This window comes from Pseudomonas sp. zfem005, assembly GCF_032621735.1.
In the GTDB taxonomy this organism is placed as follows: domain Bacteria; phylum Pseudomonadota; class Gammaproteobacteria; order Pseudomonadales; family Pseudomonadaceae; genus Metapseudomonas; species Metapseudomonas solani.
In genome coordinates, this window is the sequence record NZ_JAVYJE010000001.1 from 305,763 (window position 1) to 319,976 (window position 14,214).

Genomic DNA, 14,214 nt, shown 5'->3' on the forward strand with positions numbered 1-14,214 from the left:
GAGCAGACCCGATGTGCGATGAACGCAGCCGCTGACTTTTCCGACTTCCCCTCCTCCGGCGTACGCCCGGCGGACCGGCTGGGTTTCACCCTGTTCCTCGCGGCCGTGCTGCACGCTGCCTTCATCCTCGGGGTCGGCTTCACCTTTGCCGACCCCAGCCAGATCAGCAAGACCCTGGAAGTCACCCTCGCCAGCTTCAAGAGCGACAAGAAGCCCGAGAAGGCCGACTACCTGGCGCAGATGAACCAGCAGGGCAGCGGCACCCTGGAACACAAGGACACGCCCAAGACCACCGAGCAGGCGCCCTTCCAGGACCAGGAGATCAAGAAGGTCACGCCGCCGGCCGCGCCGCAGCAGGCCGCGCGCCAGGAAGCGCCCAAGGCCGCCGTCGCCACCACCGCGCCCAAGGTGCAGAAGACCACGGTCAAGCACGAGGAAGCCAAGCCCGAACCCGAAGCCCGCCCGGCACCGGTGTTCGACAGCACCCAGCTGTCCTCGGAGATCGCCAGCCTGGAGGCCGAGCTGTCCCAGGAGCGCCAGCTCTACGCCAAGCGCCCGCGCATCCACCGCCTCAACGCGGCCTCGACCATGCGCGACAAGGGCGCCTGGTACAAGGACGACTGGCGCAAGAAGATCGAGCGCGTCGGCAACCTCAACTACCCCGAGGAAGCCCGCCGCCAGCGCCTCTACGGCAGCCTGCGCCTGCTGGTGTCGATCAACCGTGACGGCACTCTCTATGAAGTGCAGCTCCTGGAATCCTCCGGCCAACCGGTGCTGGACCAAGCCGCCATGCGCATCGTCCGCCTCGCCGCCCCCTTCGCCCCCTTCACCGGCGACCTGGCCGACATCGACCGCCTGGAAATCATCCGCACCTGGCGTTTCGAGCGCGGCGACCGCCTGTCGAGCAATTGACCGGGCGGGCGCGGCGCAACCGCGCTTGAAGCTTACGGCGCGAAGGTCGAAACTAGCGCCCATGAAAAGCACCGTGCCCACCTACCTCAAGCACCACTTCCTGATCGCCATGCCGCACATGGACGATCCCAATTTCGCCCAGACCGTCACCTACCTCGTCGAACACAACGAGCAGGGCGCCATGGGCCTGGTGATCAACCGCCCCAACGGCCTCAACCTCAGCGATGTGCTCGAGCAGCTGCGCCCGGAGATCGACCCGCCCGCCCGCTGCCAGACCCTGCCGATCTACGCCGGCGGCCCGGTGCAGACCGACCGCGGCTTCGTCCTCCACCCCAGCGGCCTGACCTTCCAGGCCACCCTGGAGCTGGGCGACCTGGCGCTCTCCACCTCCCAGGACGTGCTCTTCGCCATCGCCGAAGGCCAGGGCCCGGAAAAAAGCCTGATCACCCTCGGCTATGCAGGCTGGGATGCCGGCCAGCTGGAAGCCGAGCTGGTGGACAACGCCTGGCTCACCTGCCCGGCCGACCCGGCCATCCTCTTCGACACCGCCGCCGACCAGCGCCTCGCCGCTGCCGCCGCGCGCCTCGGGATCAACCTCAACCTGCTCACCACCCAGGCCGGGCACGCCTGATGGCCGCCAAGCCACTGCGCCTGCTGCTGGGCTTCGACTACGGCACCAAGCAGATCGGCGTCGCCGTCGGCCAGGCCGTCACCGGCCAGGCCCGCGAACTCTGCGTGCTCAAGGCGCAGAACGGCGTACCGGACTGGCAGAAGGTCGAGGCCCTGCTCAAGGAATGGCAGCCGGACGCCATCGTCGTCGGCCTGCCCCTGAACATGGACGGCACCCCCAGCGACATGAGCGAGCGTGCGGAGAAGTTCGCGCGGCGCCTCAACGGTCGCTTCAACCTGCCGGTCTTCACCCATGACGAACGCCTGACCACCTTCGAAGCCAAGGGCCAGCGGCTCGCCCAGGGTCAGCGCGGCGGTTACCGCGACAACCCCGTCGACGCCCTGGCTGCCGCCCTCCTGCTGGAAGGCTGGCTGGCGGAACACCCCGGACACGAATAGCGAGGAACGCCCATGACCCTGCCCAACCCGGCCGAACTGCTGCCGCAGATGGCCAGCGCGCTGAACGCCCACCTGGCCGCGCGCGGCATCGCCAACCCCCGCTTCATCGGCATCCGCACCGGCGGTGTCTGGGTCGCCCAGGCCCTGCTGGCGGAACTGGGCAGCGAAGAGCCCCTGGGCACCCTGGACGTTTCCTTCTACCGCGACGACTTCACCCAGAACGGCCTGCACCCGCAGGTGCGCCCCTCCGAGCTGCCGTTCGAGATCGAAGGCCAGCACCTGATCCTCATCGACGACGTATTGATGAGCGGACGCACCGTGCGCGCGGCCATGAACGAGCTGTTCGACTACGGCCGCCCGGCCAGCGTGACCCTGGTCAGCCTGCTGGACCTCAACGCCCGCGAGCTGCCGATCCGCCCCGACGTGGTCGGCGCCACCCTGTCGCTCGCCGCCGATGAACGGGTAAAATTGCTCGGCCCCGCGCCGCTCGCCCTCGAGCGCCAGGTCCTCACCCCCGCTTCCTGAAACTCCCGACCCCCAGGGCCTGCCCCATGCCGACAGACGCCAAGCGCCCGCTGCAGCTCAACGATCAGGGCCAGCTGCGCCACTTCCTCTCGCTCGACGGCCTGCCCCGCGAGCTGCTGACGGAAATCCTCGACACCGCCGACTCCTTCCTCGAGGTCGGCGCCCGCGCCGTGAAGAAGGTCCCGCTGCTGCGCGGCAAGACCGTGTGCAACGTGTTCTTCGAGAACTCCACGCGCACCCGCACCACCTTCGAGCTGGCGGCCCAGCGGCTGTCCGCGGACGTGATCACCCTCAACGTCTCCACCTCCTCCACCAGCAAGGGCGAGACGCTGTTCGACACCCTGCGCAACCTGGAGGCGATGGCCGCCGACATGTTCGTGGTGCGCCACGCCGACTCCGGCGCCGCCCACTTCATCGCCGAGCACGTGTGCCCGGACGTGGCCATCATCAACGGCGGTGACGGGCGCCACGCGCACCCGACCCAGGGCATGCTCGACATGCTCACCATCCGCCGCCACAAGGGTGGCTTCGAGAACCTCTCGGTGGCCATCGTCGGCGACATCCTGCACTCCCGCGTGGCGCGCTCGAACATGCTCGCGCTGAAGGCGCTGGGCTGCCCGGACATCCGCGTGATCGCGCCCAAGACCCTGCTGCCCATCGGCATCGAGCAGTACGGCGTCAGCGTCTACACCGACCTGGCCGAAGGCCTCAAGGACGTCGACGTGGTGATCATGCTGCGCCTGCAGCGCGAGCGCATGCAGGGCGGCCTGCTGCCCAGCGAAGGCGAGTTCTACCGCCTCTACGGCCTCAGCACCCAGCGCCTGGCGCTGGCCAAGCCCGATGCCATCGTCATGCACCCCGGCCCGATCAACCGTGGCGTGGAGATCGAATCGGCGGTGGCCGACGGCGCCCACTCGGTGATCCTCAACCAGGTCACCTACGGCATCGCCATCCGCATGGCCGTGCTGTCCATGGCCATGAGCGGCCAGAACACCCAACGCCAGATCAACCAGGAAGCCGAGGTGCAGAACTGATGCGTACCCACATCATCGGCGCCCGCCTCATCGATCCCGCCAGCGGCACCGACCAGGTCACCGACCTGTACCTGGAAGCCGGCAAGGTGGCCGGCATCGGCCAGGCGCCCGCCGGCTACGAAGCCGAACACAGCATCGACGCCAAGGGCCTGGTGGCCGCGCCCGGCCTGGTGGACCTCAACGCCGCCCTGCGCGAGCCGGGCTACAGCCGCAAGGGCAGCATCGACAGCGAAACCCGTGCCGCCGCCGCCGGTGGCGTCACCAGCCTGTGCTGCCCGCCGCTGACCCGCCCGGTGCTGGACACCCCGGCCGTGGCCGAGCTGATCCTCGACCGCGCCCGCGAAGCCGGCCACACCAAGGTCTTCCCCGTCGGCGCCCTGAGCAAGGGCCTGGCCGGCGAGCAACTGGCCGAGCTGGTCGCCCTGCGCGACACCGGCTGCGTCGCCTTCTCCAACGGCCTGGCCAGTTTCGACAGCAACCGCACCCTGCGCCGCGCCATGGAATACGCGGCCACCTTCAACCTGACGCTGATCTTCCACGCCCAAGACGCTTCGCTCGCGGACGGCGGCATGGCCCACGAGGGTGCCACCGCCGGCTTCCTTGGCCTGGCCGGCATTCCCGAGAGCGCGGAAACCGTGGCCCTGGCCCGTGACCTGCTGCTGGTGGAGCAGAGCGGCGTGCGCGCGCACTTCAGCCAGCTCACCAGCGCCCGGGGCGCACAGATGATCGCCGAGGCCCAGGCCCGCGGCCTGCCGGTGACCGCCGACGTGGCGCTGTACCAGTTGCTGCTCACCGACGAGGCGCTGATCGGCTTCTCCAGCCTCTACCACGTGCAACCGCCGCTGCGCACCCGCGCTGACCGCGACGGCCTGCGTGAAGCGGTGAAAAGTGGCGTGATCGGCGCCATCGCCAGCCACCACCAGCCCCACGAAGCGGACGCCAAGCTGGCCCCCTTCGCCGCCACCGAGCCGGGCATCAGCAGCGTCGAGCTGTTGCTGCCGCTGGCCCTGAGCCTGGTGGAAGACGGCCTGCTCGACCTGCCGACCCTGCTCGCCCGCCTCACCGCCGGCCCGGCCCGCGCCCTGCGCCTGCCGGTGGGTCGCCTCGCCGTGGGCGCCCCGGCCGACCTGGTGCTGTTCGACCCGCAAGCCCGCACCCGCGCCGGTGAGCAATGGCTGTCCAAGGGGCGCAACAGCCCCTTCCTCGGCCAGGACCTGCCCGGCAAGGTGCACTACACCCTGATGGACGGGCACATCACCTATCGGGCCTGAGCCGCCCGGTCACGAAAAAGCCCGCCAGATGGCGGGCTTTTTCATGCCTGGCCGAAGACTCAGCGGCGGGCGTTGAGCACCGAGACCTGGGTGTTCAGGGTCCAGAAGTCGTAGAGCACGCCGAGCAGGAAGAACCCGCCGGTGAACAGGTAGAGGATGCCGGTGATCCACTTGCCCTGGTACATGCGGTGCACGCCGAAGACGCCGAGGAAGGTGAGCAGGATCCAGGCGACGGTGTAGTCGTGGGAGCCGGCGTTGAAGCGCAGCGAGGCTTCGCGGTCCATGGACGGGATGAGGAACAGGTCGATGATCCAGCCGATGAAGAACAGGCCGAAGGTGAAGAACCAGATAGTGCCGCTCACCGGCTTGCCGTAGTAGAAGCGGTGGGCGCCGAGGAAACCGAATATCCACAGCAGGTAGCCGATCAGCATGTTGTGGGTGTCAGGGCGTTGCATGCGTACTCCTTCAGATCGCGACCATCCGTCGACGACGGACTTGCGCAGGCTTCAGGGCCAGCAAATACTGTACGCACATACAGCTATCCACAGCCCTTTCCATGGAACTCATCGACAAACTAACCGTGCTGGCCGACGCCGCCAAGTATGACGTTTCCTGCGCCAGCAGCGCCGCCCCCAAGCGCAGCTCGGCGGGCAAGGCCGGAGTCGGCGCCACCAACGGCATGGGCATCTGCCACAGCTTCACGCCCGATGGCCGTTGCGTGGCACTGCTGAAGATCCTGCTGACCAACTTCTGCCTCTACGACTGCCAATACTGCGTCAACCGCCGCTCCAGCGACGTGCCCCGGGCCCGTTTCACCCCCGAGGAGGTGGTGACCCTGACCCTGGATTTCTACCGGCGCAACTGCATCAGCGGGCTGTTCCTCAGCTCCGGGATCATCCGCTCCTCCGACTACACCATGGAGCAGTTGATCCGCGTGGCCCGCCTGCTGCGTGAAGAGCACCAGTTCCGCGGCTACATCCACCTGAAGACCATCCCCGACGCAGCGCCGGAGCTGATCGCCGAGGCCGGGCGCTACGCCGACCGCCTCAGCGTCAACATCGAGCTGCCCACCGAGGACGGCCTCACCCGCCTGGCCCCGGAGAAGCGCGGCGCGCCGATCCGCCGCGCCATGGGGCGCATCCGCCTGGGCGTGGAAGAGGCCAGCACGGAGAAACGCGCGCCGGCCTTCGCCCCCGCCGGGCAGAGCACGCAGATGATCGTCGGCGCCGACGACACCGACGACCGCACCATCCTCGACACCGCGCAGACGCTGTACGGCGCCTATCGCCTCAAGCGCGTCTACTACTCCGCCTTCAGCCCCATCCCGCAGAGCCCGAAGACCGTGCCCTTCGAAGCGCCGCCGCTGCTGCGCGAACACCGCCTGTACCAGGCCGACTTCCTCCTGCGCGGCTACGGCTTCGCGGTGAGCGAGCTGATCGCCACCCCCGGCAACCTGCCCCTGGACATCGACCCCAAGCTGGCCTGGGCCCTGGCCAACCGCGCGCAATTCCCCCTCGACCTGAACCGCGCCGAGCCGGCGATGATCGCCCGCGTGCCCGGCATCGGCGTGCTCAGTGCCAACCGCCTGGTGGAGCTGCGCCGCCAGCGACGCATCCGCTACGCCGACGTGGCGCGCCTGCGCTGCGCCATGGAAAAGGCCAAGCCCTTCATCGTCACCCAGGACTACCGCCCCCGTGACGCCACCCTGGAATCCACCGTGCTGCGCCAGCGCCTGGGGGATGCCCCGGTCCAGCAGATGGCCCTCTGGTGATGCGCGCCATCCGCTTCGACGGCAGCTTCGCCGGCTGGCGTGACCAGGCCCGGCAGCTGCTGCTGGCGGGCATCGAGCCCCAGGCCGTGGACTGGACGCCCGGGCTGTTCGACGGCGACGACGCAGCGCCCTCCCCCGCCGGCGCCGCCAGCGTGTCCATTCCCCGGGAGCTGCCGGCGCTGTTGGCCGACGCCGCACGCTTCCGCGCCCACGACCGCTGGGCCTTGCTCTACCAGGTACTGTGGCGCGTGGCCCAGGGGGACCGCAGCGCCATGCTCGCCGGCGACCGCGACGGTTCCGAACTGCAGCGGCGGATCAAGGCGGTGCGCCGCGAAGCCCACCACATGCATGCTTTCCTGCGCTTCCGCCCTGGCGACAAGGCGCAGGGCGCCCCGGACTACCTGGCCTGGCACGAACCCGCCCACGACGTGCTGGACCTGGGCGCCGAGCACTTCGTGCCGCGCATGGGTCGCCACAGCTGGCTGATCGGCACGCCGGAAGGGCTCGCCCACTTCGACGGCGAGCACCTGGCCTACCAGTCGCCCTGCCCACATGGTCTGCGCGAGGCCATCGAAGGTCACGACGACCCGAGCGAGTCCCTGTGGACGGCCTATTACCGCAGCACCTTCAACCCGTCCCGCCTGAACCCCGAGGTGATGCGCAGCCATATGCCGGCACGTTTCTGGAAGCACCTGGCGGAAGGCGCGCTGATTCCCGAACTGGTGGCCGACGCCCGCACCGGCCGGCAGCGCCTGGCCCAGGCGCCGGAAGTGGGCGCCCGCCAGGGCAAGGAAGTGCTGATCGCCAGCGACGCCGCGCAGCCAGACAGGGCGCCCGACACCCGCCTGGACCAGTGCCGGCGCTGCGATATCTGGCGCAACGCGACCTGCGCCGTGCCGGGCGAAGGTCCGGCGCAGGCGCGGATCATGCTGGTGGGCGAGCAGCCGGGTGACCAGGAGGACCTGGCCGGGCGCCCCTTCCTCGGCCCCGCCGGGCAGGTGCTGCGGCGGGCCCTGGCCGACGCCGGGCTGTCACGCCAGGCGGTCTACCTGACCAACGCGGTGAAACACTTCAAGTGGGAGCCCCGGGGCGGCGCACTGGGCCGCGCGGCGACGCGCTGGCACGCCACACCCAAGCCGGCGGAGATCCGCGCCTGTCACCCCTGGCTGGCCCGTGAACTGGAGGAGCGCCAGCCGCAATGGGTGGTGGCCCTGGGGCGTACCGCGCTGGCTTCGCTGCTGGGCCTGCATGACCCACAGCGCATCCGCCTGGCCGACTACCTCGGCAAGCCGCTGCGTCATGAAGGCAGGTGGATTTCAGTGGCACCGCACCCGGCGGCGGTGCTGCGCAACCAAGACGGCGGCGAGCAGCTCTACCGGGAGCTGGTGGACGCCCTGCGGCAAGCGCAGCAGGGCGAAGGGGCGGTCAGCGGAAGCGACGGCCCGGGTCTTCCTCGGACACTTCCAGCGACAGGCCACCGCTCATGCTCGTGAGGTGGTCGCCATCGGTTTCGGAACCGAGCTTGATCATCAGGCGCAGGTCGTTCGCCGAGTCGGCGTAGAGCAGCGCGTCTTCGTAGGTGATCTCGCCCTGGGAATAGAGGGTGTACAGCGCCTGGTCGAAGGTCTGCATGCCCTGCTCGGTGGAGCGCTTCATCAGCGGCTTGAGCTCGTGGACCTCGCCCTTGCGGATCAGGTCGGCGGCCAGCGGGGTGTTGATCAGCACCTCGATCACCGCGCGGCGCCCCTTGCCGTCCGGGGTCGGTACCAGTTGCTGGGCGACGATGGCCTTAAGGTTGAGGGACAGGTCCATCCACACCTGCTGCTGACGGTCGGCGGGGAAGAAGTTGATGATCCGGTCCAGCGCCTGGTTGGCGTTGTTGGCGTGCAGGGTGGCCAGGCACAGGTGGCCGGTTTCGGCGAAGGCCACGGCATGGTCCATGGTTTCGCGGGTCCGCACCTCACCGATGAGGATCACGTCCGGCGCCTGGCGCAGGGTGTTCTTCAGCGCCACCTCGAAGGACTCGGTGTCGATGCCCACTTCGCGCTGGGTGACGATGCAGTTCTGGTGCTGGTGGATGTACTCGATCGGGTCCTCGATGGAGATGATGTGGCCGCTGCTGTTCTTGTTGCGGTAGCCGATCATCGCCGCCAGGGAAGTGGACTTGCCGGTGCCGGTGGCGCCGACGAAGAGCACCAGGCCGCGCTTGGTCAGTGCCAGCTTCTTGAGGACTTCCGGCAGCTTGAGGTCATCCAGGGTGGGGATGTTGGTCTCGATGCGGCGCAGCACCATGCCCACCAGGTTGCGCTGGTAGAAGGCACTGACGCGGAAGCGGCCGATGCCCCGGGCGCTGATGGCGAAGTTGCACTCGTGGTTCTCGGCGAAGTCGCGGCGCTGCTGCTCGTTCATCACCGCGAGGACGGTCTCGCGGGTCTGCTCCGGGGACATGGCGTTCTTGGTCACGGGCATGATCTTGCCGTTGACCTTCATCGACGGGGGGACGCCGGCGGTGATGAACAGGTCGGAGCCGCCCTTCTCGACCATCAGGCGCAACAGTTTCTCGAATTCCATGGTCTTTCTCGCAGTGAACGTGCCGGTCGCCTGGGGCGACGCCGAAAGCCCCGATGACCGGGGTTGCCGTCGCGGCATGGCGCCGCGCTACGGCGAAACGGGCACCCCGACCGGGGCACCCGCCGCTGGTTAGAAGTTTTCCGGGCTCTTGGCCTTTTCCCGCGCGCTTTCGCGGCTCACCAGGCCCTTGGCCACCAGCCCCTTGAGGCAGCTGTCCAGGGTCTGCATGCCGAGGCCGCCGCCGGTCTGGATGGCGGAATACATCTGCGCCACCTTGTCCTCGCGGATCAGGTTACGGATGGCCGGGGTGCCGATCATGATCTCGTGGGCCGCCACGCGGCCGCCGCCGATCTTCTTCAGCAGGGTCTGGGAAATGACCGACTGCAGGGATTCGGAGAGCATCGAACGGACCATGGACTTTTCCTCGGCCGGGAACACGTCGACCACGCGGTCGATGGTCTTGGCGGCGGAGGTGGTGTGCAGGGTGCCGAACACCAGGTGACCGGTTTCCGCGGCGGTCAGTGCCAGGCGGATGGTCTCCAGGTCGCGCATCTCACCCACCAGGATGATGTCCGGGTCTTCCCGCAGTGCCGAGCGCAGGGCTTCGTTGAAGCCGAGGGTGTCGCGGTGCACCTCGCGCTGGTTGATCAGGCACTTCTTCGATTCGTGAACGAATTCGATGGGGTCTTCGACCGTGAGGATGTGGTGGTACTTGGTGCCGTTGAGGTAGTCGAGCATCGCCGCCAGGGTGGTGGACTTGCCCGAGCCGGTGGGGCCGGTCACCAGCACCAGGCCGCGCGGCACGTCGGAGATCTTCTTGAAGATATCGCCCATGCCCAGGTCTTCCATGCTCAGTACCTTCGAGGGAATGGTACGGAACACGGCGCCGGCGCCACGGTTCTGGTTGAAGGCGTTGACCCGGAAACGCGCTACGCCAGGCACTTCGAAGGAGAAGTCGGTCTCGAGGAACTCCTCGTAGTCCTTGCGCTGCTTGTCGTTCATGATGTCGTAGATCAGCGCGTGCACCTGCTTGTGGTCCATGGCCGGCAGGTTGATGCGGCGCACGTCACCGTCGACGCGGATCATCGGCGGCAGGCCAGCAGAGAGATGCAGGTCCGACGCGCCCTGCTTCGCGCTGAAGGCAAGCAGCTCAGTAATATCCATGGGACTCCCCAATTCCAAGCGGTTAGAATGCCGCAGACCCACTCAGGCCGGGCTGTAGAGCGCAGGTAATGTCCACGATAGCAGAGAATATTGCAAAGGTTCGCGCGCGTATCCGTGAGGCGGCGCAAGCCTCGGAGCGTGATTTTTCCGCCATCGGCCTGCTGGCCGTGAGCAAGACCAAACCGGCGGCCGCGATCCGCGAGGCCCATGCCTGTGGCGTGGTCGACTTCGGCGAGAACTACCTGCAGGAGGCCCTGGCCAAGCAGCAGGAACTGGCCGACCTGCCGCTGACCTGGCATTTCATCGGCCCCATCCAGTCGAACAAGACCAAGCCCATCGCCGAGCACTTCCACTGGGTGCACTCGGTGGACCGCCTGAAGATCGCCGAACGCCTCTCCGCACAACGCCCGGCCGGCCTGGCGCCACTGAACGTCTGCCTGCAGGTGAACGTCAGCGGCGAGGCGAGCAAGTCCGGCTGCGCCCCCGAGGACCTTTCGGCCCTGGCCGCCGCCGTGGCGGCCCTGCCCAACCTGCACCTGCGCGGGCTGATGGCCATTCCCGAACCCACCGAGGACCGCGCCGAGCAGCACGCGGCCTTCGCCCGCCTCCAGCAACTGTCCCATTCACTGAACCTGCCGCTGGACACCCTGTCCATGGGCATGAGCCACGATCTCGAAGCGGCCATCGCCGAGGGCGCTACCTGGGTCCGCATCGGTACGGCCCTGTTCGGCGCCCGCGACTACGGCCAGCCCGCACAGCAATAAGAAGGAAGCATCCATGAGCACTACCCGCATCGCGTTCATCGGCGCCGGCAACATGGCCGCCAGCCTGATCGGCGGCCTGCGCGCCCAGGGCGTACCGGCCAGCCACATCCGCGCCAGCGACCCCGGCGCCGAGCAGCGCGCCAAGGTGGCCGCCGAGCACGGCATCGAAGTGGTGGAAAGCAACGCCGAGGCGGTACGTGACGCCGACGTGGTGGTGCTGGCCACCAAGCCCCAGGTGATGAAGGCCGTGTGCGAGGCACTGGCACCGAGCCTGTCCGCCGGCCAGCTGATCGTCTCCATTGCCGCCGGCATCCCCAGCGCCAGCCTCGCGCGCTGGCTGGGCGTCGACTCCATCGTGCGCTGCATGCCCAACACCCCGGCACTGTTGGGCGAAGGCGCCAGCGGTCTGTACGCCACCGCAGCGGTCAGCGCCGAGCAGCGCCAGCAGGCCGAGCAATTGCTCAGCGCTGTGGGCATCGCCCTGTGGTTGGACGAGGAAAAGCAGATCGACGCCGTGACCGCCGTTTCCGGCAGTGGCCCGGCCTACTTCTTCCTGCTCATGGAGGCCATGACCGCCGCCGGCGAGAAGCTCGGCCTGGCACCGGACGTCGCCGCCCGCCTGACCCTGCAGACCGCCCTCGGTGCGGCGCGCATGGCGGTGGCCAGCGATGTCGGCCCGGACGAGCTGCGCCGCCGCGTGACCTCGCCCAACGGCACCACCGAAGCGGCCATCAAGTCCTTCCAGGGCAACGCCTTCGAGTCCCTGGTGGAGCAGGCGCTACAAGCCGCCGACAACCGCTCCGCCGAACTGGCGGAACAGCTGGGCCAGTGACCGCCATGCGCCCGTCGCCGACGCGTTGCCCGCGCTCCCCGCTGGAGCGCGTCGTTGCGGGTGCCACCCTGCTTGCCCTCATCCTCGCCGGCAGCGCCGCCCGGGCGGCCGAATGCCCCGCTCCGGTGACGCTGGAGCACGCGGTGACCAACGCAAAGCAGGAACTGCAGCGCCGCCTCGACGAGCGCACCGGCGAGATGGACGACAGCCTCGCCCCGCCCCTGGTGGCCGCGCTGGACGCCTATAAGGAAAGCCTCGCCGCCGCCATCGACGCACAGCTGGCATGCAGCGACGAAACCGTCGCTGCCGACGCGCTGCAGGCAACGCTGGCCGCGCACCTGGCGCCGAGCAATGGCGCCCGCGAAGCCGGCGATGACAGCCTCCGCCTGGTGGTGCGCCGCGAGGACACGCTCGATCCCATGTTGCTGGTCAACGCCGGCTTCGACATCCCCTGCGGCGACGACAACCTGCTGCTCGGCTACAGCCGCGAGAACGGCCACTGGGTGCGCAGCCTGGATTGGCGCAGCAAGGGCTATACGGAGATTTCCGGGGCCAACGGCGACTTCTTCCGTCACCTGCGCCTGCCCGGTGGCCAACTGGTGATCGCCCACGGCACCCCCTGGTGCACCTCGCGCTGGAGCCGCCTGAGCATCGACATCGTGCAGCCGCGCCAGGGCGACACGCCCCAGCGCGTACTCGACCATGTCGAGCACGGCTATGTGCGTGACGAAGTGGAAACCCGCCTCAAGCCCAGCCCGGACGGTTTCGAGCTGCGCACCGAAGTCGGCATGCTGGATGTGGACATCCTCACCCGCCCCGGCATCCTCCGTTACCGCCTGGATGGCGAGGCGCTGCACCGCGTGCAGCCCGCCGCCAAGAGCGGCCGCGACTTCGTCGACGAGTGGTTGCAGGTCGGCGCCGACACCGCCCGCGAATGGAGCGAGCCGGACAACGCCAGCGAATCCCTGCTCGCCCGCGAGCACCTGCTGGCCCTCGAAGCCCGCCGCGACGTGACCCTGAACTACGGCGCCGTGCGCGGCTGCCAGGCCGAGCCGGAGCGCTTCCAGGTGGAACTGGAGCTGACCAGCGAACAGCCCCTGGAAGGCGGCGCCCAACGCTACCTGGCGATCCGCCAGGAGCCCGGTGGCTTCACCCTGCTCTCGGTAAGCGATGCCGCCGACCCGGCCTGCCAGGGCCCGGACCTGATGGCCAGGCGCTGAGGAAACCACCGTGCATACAGCCCGCAACAGATTTCCGCGACCGCGCGCCCCGAATTCCCTACATTATCTCCACGCAACGCCGTCGCCCGCCGACCGCGCCAAGCGCCCCGTAGCGAGCCCCGACCTCGCGCCCGGGGTCCCAACGCCCACAAGGAACGCCTAATGACCGGACTTTCCACCGCCGCCATCTACGTCATCCAGACCCTTGGCAGCCTCTACCTGCTGATCGTGCTGCTGCGCTTCATCCTGCAGCTGGTGCGCGCCGACTTCTACAACCCGCTCAGCCAGTTCATCGTGCGCGCCACCAAGCCGCTGCTGAACCCGCTGCGCAAGGTCATCCCCGGCTTCGCCGGGCTGGACGTGGCGTCCCTGGTGCTGGCCATCCTCATTCAGCTGCTGCTGATGATCGTCACCCTGGTCCTCATGGGCTACGGCGTCGGTGGCTACCTGCTGCAACTGCTGGTGTGGGCGCTGATCGCCGTGACCTCGCTGTTCATCAAGGTGTTCTTCTTCGCCATGATCATCAGCGTGATCCTCTCCTGGGTCGCCCCCAACAGCTACAACCCCGGCGCCCAGCTGGTGAACCAGATCTGCGAGCCGCTGCTGGCGCCCTTCCGCAAGCTGCTGCCCAACCTCGGCGGCCTGGATATCTCGCCGATCTTCGCCTTCATCGCCCTGCGCCTGATCGACATGCTGGTGATCGGCAACCTGGCGGTGATGACCGGGATGCCGAAGATCCTCAGCCCCTTCATGTAATGAGCTTCTTCCGCTGGGACGGCGAGGACCTGATCCTCGACGTCCACCTGCAGCCCAAGGCGAGCCGCGACGAGTTCGCCGGGCTGCATGGCGAGCGCCTGAAGATCCGCCTCACCGCGCCCCCGGTGGAGGGCAAGGCCAATGCGCACCTGCTGGCCTTCCTCGGCCAGGCCTTCGGCGTCGCCAAAAGCCTGGTGAGCCTGGAGAGCGGCGAGCTGAACCGGCAGAAACGCGTGCGCATCCGCGCCCCGCAGAAGCTCCCGGAGCTCCCCGGACTGACCGCTCGGTCGCCCTGACAGACCTTAAGGCGGGACCGCCGAGCGGGC

General features: G+C 68.5%; 16 protein-coding genes. 13 read left to right on the forward strand and 3 right to left on the reverse strand.

From position 1 onward, the window contains the following. Positions 1 to 18 precede the first annotated feature (18 nt). From RTW82_RS01370 to RTW82_RS01395, 6 genes are all read left to right on the forward strand, one after another. Positions 19 to 912 carry an energy transducer TonB gene (locus RTW82_RS01370; protein ID WP_316924038.1) on the forward strand — a complete coding sequence of 298 codons (894 nt, stop codon included), beginning with the start codon at positions 19 to 21 and terminating at the stop codon, positions 910 to 912. Between the two features lie 61 nt (positions 913 to 973). Then, on the forward strand, positions 974 to 1,543 hold the full coding sequence (locus RTW82_RS01375) for a YqgE/AlgH family protein (RefSeq protein WP_316924039.1): 570 nt from the start codon (positions 974 to 976) through the stop codon (positions 1,541 to 1,543). Beyond that, positions 1,540 to 1,980: a Holliday junction resolvase RuvX gene (gene ruvX / locus RTW82_RS01380; RefSeq protein ID WP_031287348.1), complete on the forward strand. Its 441-nt coding sequence runs from the start codon at positions 1,540 to 1,542 to the stop codon at positions 1,978 to 1,980. Before RTW82_RS01375 ends, ruvX begins: the two co-directional genes overlap by 4 nt. Positions 1,981 to 1,992: 12 nt before the next feature. Beyond that, positions 1,993 to 2,505: a bifunctional pyr operon transcriptional regulator/uracil phosphoribosyltransferase PyrR gene (gene pyrR / locus RTW82_RS01385; RefSeq protein ID WP_021218368.1), complete on the forward strand. Its 513-nt coding sequence runs from the start codon at positions 1,993 to 1,995 to the stop codon at positions 2,503 to 2,505. Between the two features lie 26 nt (positions 2,506 to 2,531). Continuing rightward, positions 2,532 to 3,539 (forward strand): aspartate carbamoyltransferase catalytic subunit, encoded by a 1,008-nt coding sequence (locus RTW82_RS01390; protein ID WP_021218367.1) that lies wholly within the window; start codon positions 2,532 to 2,534, stop codon positions 3,537 to 3,539. Next, entirely contained in the window at positions 3,539 to 4,810 is a 1,272-nt protein-coding gene (locus RTW82_RS01395; protein ID WP_316924040.1) for a dihydroorotase, read from the forward strand. The genes RTW82_RS01390 and RTW82_RS01395 overlap by 1 nt, the downstream gene beginning before the upstream one ends. Before the next feature lie 59 nt (positions 4,811 to 4,869). On the opposite strand, the gene RTW82_RS01400 is transcribed toward RTW82_RS01395, so the two are convergent. Continuing rightward, positions 4,870 to 5,265: an NINE protein gene (locus RTW82_RS01400; protein ID WP_263401654.1), complete on the reverse strand. Its 396-nt coding sequence runs from the start codon at positions 5,263 to 5,265 to the stop codon at positions 4,870 to 4,872. A gap of 101 nt (positions 5,266 to 5,366) precedes the next feature. Here RTW82_RS01400 and RTW82_RS01405 point away from each other — a divergent pair, with 101 nt between their 5' ends. After that, positions 5,367 to 6,581: a putative DNA modification/repair radical SAM protein gene (locus tag RTW82_RS01405; protein ID WP_316924041.1), complete on the forward strand. Its 1,215-nt coding sequence runs from the start codon at positions 5,367 to 5,369 to the stop codon at positions 6,579 to 6,581. After that, a complete protein-coding gene (locus tag RTW82_RS01410) occupies positions 6,581 to 8,074 on the forward strand; it encodes a UdgX family uracil-DNA binding protein (RefSeq protein ID WP_316924042.1) in 1,494 nt (497 codons plus the stop codon). Before RTW82_RS01405 ends, RTW82_RS01410 begins: the two co-directional genes overlap by 1 nt. Here RTW82_RS01410 and RTW82_RS01415 read toward each other — a convergent pair. Together RTW82_RS01415 and RTW82_RS01420 are read right to left on the reverse strand one after the other, a co-directional pair. Further along, positions 8,007 to 9,152, reverse strand: coding sequence for a PilT/PilU family type 4a pilus ATPase (locus RTW82_RS01415; protein WP_316924043.1), 1,146 nt, complete (start codon positions 9,150 to 9,152; stop codon positions 8,007 to 8,009). The genes RTW82_RS01410 and RTW82_RS01415 overlap by 68 nt on opposite strands. 129 nt (positions 9,153 to 9,281) lie before the next feature. After that, on the reverse strand, positions 9,282 to 10,316 hold the full coding sequence (locus RTW82_RS01420) for a type IV pilus twitching motility protein PilT (RefSeq protein WP_021218361.1): 1,035 nt from the start codon (positions 10,314 to 10,316) through the stop codon (positions 9,282 to 9,284). A gap of 68 nt (positions 10,317 to 10,384) precedes the next feature. Between RTW82_RS01420 and RTW82_RS01425 the strand changes: the two genes are divergently transcribed. The 5 genes from RTW82_RS01425 (at position 10,385) to RTW82_RS01445 (ending at position 14,184) form a co-directional block, all read left to right on the forward strand. Continuing rightward, positions 10,385 to 11,080 (forward strand): YggS family pyridoxal phosphate-dependent enzyme, encoded by a 696-nt coding sequence (locus tag RTW82_RS01425; protein ID WP_263401651.1) that lies wholly within the window; start codon positions 10,385 to 10,387, stop codon positions 11,078 to 11,080. A 13-nt stretch (positions 11,081 to 11,093) separates the two neighbouring features. Beyond that, complete coding sequence (proC, locus tag RTW82_RS01430; protein ID WP_021218359.1) at positions 11,094 to 11,912, forward strand: pyrroline-5-carboxylate reductase; 819 nt, start codon at positions 11,094 to 11,096, stop codon at positions 11,910 to 11,912. Positions 11,913 to 11,917: 5 nt separating this feature from the next. Then, positions 11,918 to 13,132, forward strand: coding sequence for a hypothetical protein (locus RTW82_RS01435; protein ID WP_316924044.1), 1,215 nt, complete (start codon positions 11,918 to 11,920; stop codon positions 13,130 to 13,132). Between the two features lie 162 nt (positions 13,133 to 13,294). Next, positions 13,295 to 13,888 carry a YggT family protein gene (locus RTW82_RS01440; protein WP_265170282.1) on the forward strand — a complete coding sequence of 198 codons (594 nt, stop codon included), beginning with the start codon at positions 13,295 to 13,297 and terminating at the stop codon, positions 13,886 to 13,888. Further along, on the forward strand, positions 13,888 to 14,184 hold the full coding sequence (locus RTW82_RS01445) for a DUF167 domain-containing protein (RefSeq protein WP_021218356.1): 297 nt from the start codon (positions 13,888 to 13,890) through the stop codon (positions 14,182 to 14,184). Before RTW82_RS01440 ends, RTW82_RS01445 begins: the two co-directional genes overlap by 1 nt. Positions 14,185 to 14,214: the final 30 nt, after the last annotated feature.

Coding starts and splice junctions, on each gene's coding strand:
- pyrR (WP_021218368.1), top strand. CDS start 1,993: ATGACCCTGCCCAACCCGGCCGAACTGCTGCCGCAGATGGCCAGCGCG.
- RTW82_RS01375 (WP_316924039.1), top strand. CDS start 974: ATGAAAAGCACCGTGCCCACCTACCTCAAGCACCACTTCCTGATCGCC.
- RTW82_RS01445 (WP_021218356.1), top strand. CDS start 13,888: ATGAGCTTCTTCCGCTGGGACGGCGAGGACCTGATCCTCGACGTCCAC.
- RTW82_RS01395 (WP_316924040.1), top strand. CDS start 3,539: ATGCGTACCCACATCATCGGCGCCCGCCTCATCGATCCCGCCAGCGGC.
- RTW82_RS01415 (WP_316924043.1), bottom strand. CDS start 9,152: ATGGAATTCGAGAAACTGTTGCGCCTGATGGTCGAGAAGGGCGGCTCC.
- RTW82_RS01370 (WP_316924038.1), top strand. CDS start 19: ATGAACGCAGCCGCTGACTTTTCCGACTTCCCCTCCTCCGGCGTACGC.
- proC (WP_021218359.1), top strand. CDS start 11,094: ATGAGCACTACCCGCATCGCGTTCATCGGCGCCGGCAACATGGCCGCC.
- RTW82_RS01405 (WP_316924041.1), top strand. CDS start 5,367: ATGGAACTCATCGACAAACTAACCGTGCTGGCCGACGCCGCCAAGTAT.
- RTW82_RS01420 (WP_021218361.1), bottom strand. CDS start 10,316: ATGGATATTACTGAGCTGCTTGCCTTCAGCGCGAAGCAGGGCGCGTCG.
- RTW82_RS01425 (WP_263401651.1), top strand. CDS start 10,385: ATGTCCACGATAGCAGAGAATATTGCAAAGGTTCGCGCGCGTATCCGT.
- RTW82_RS01435 (WP_316924044.1), top strand. CDS start 11,918: ATGCGCCCGTCGCCGACGCGTTGCCCGCGCTCCCCGCTGGAGCGCGTC.
- RTW82_RS01440 (WP_265170282.1), top strand. CDS start 13,295: ATGACCGGACTTTCCACCGCCGCCATCTACGTCATCCAGACCCTTGGC.
- RTW82_RS01390 (WP_021218367.1), top strand. CDS start 2,532: ATGCCGACAGACGCCAAGCGCCCGCTGCAGCTCAACGATCAGGGCCAG.
- RTW82_RS01410 (WP_316924042.1), top strand. CDS start 6,581: ATGCGCGCCATCCGCTTCGACGGCAGCTTCGCCGGCTGGCGTGACCAG.
- RTW82_RS01400 (WP_263401654.1), bottom strand. CDS start 5,265: ATGCAACGCCCTGACACCCACAACATGCTGATCGGCTACCTGCTGTGG.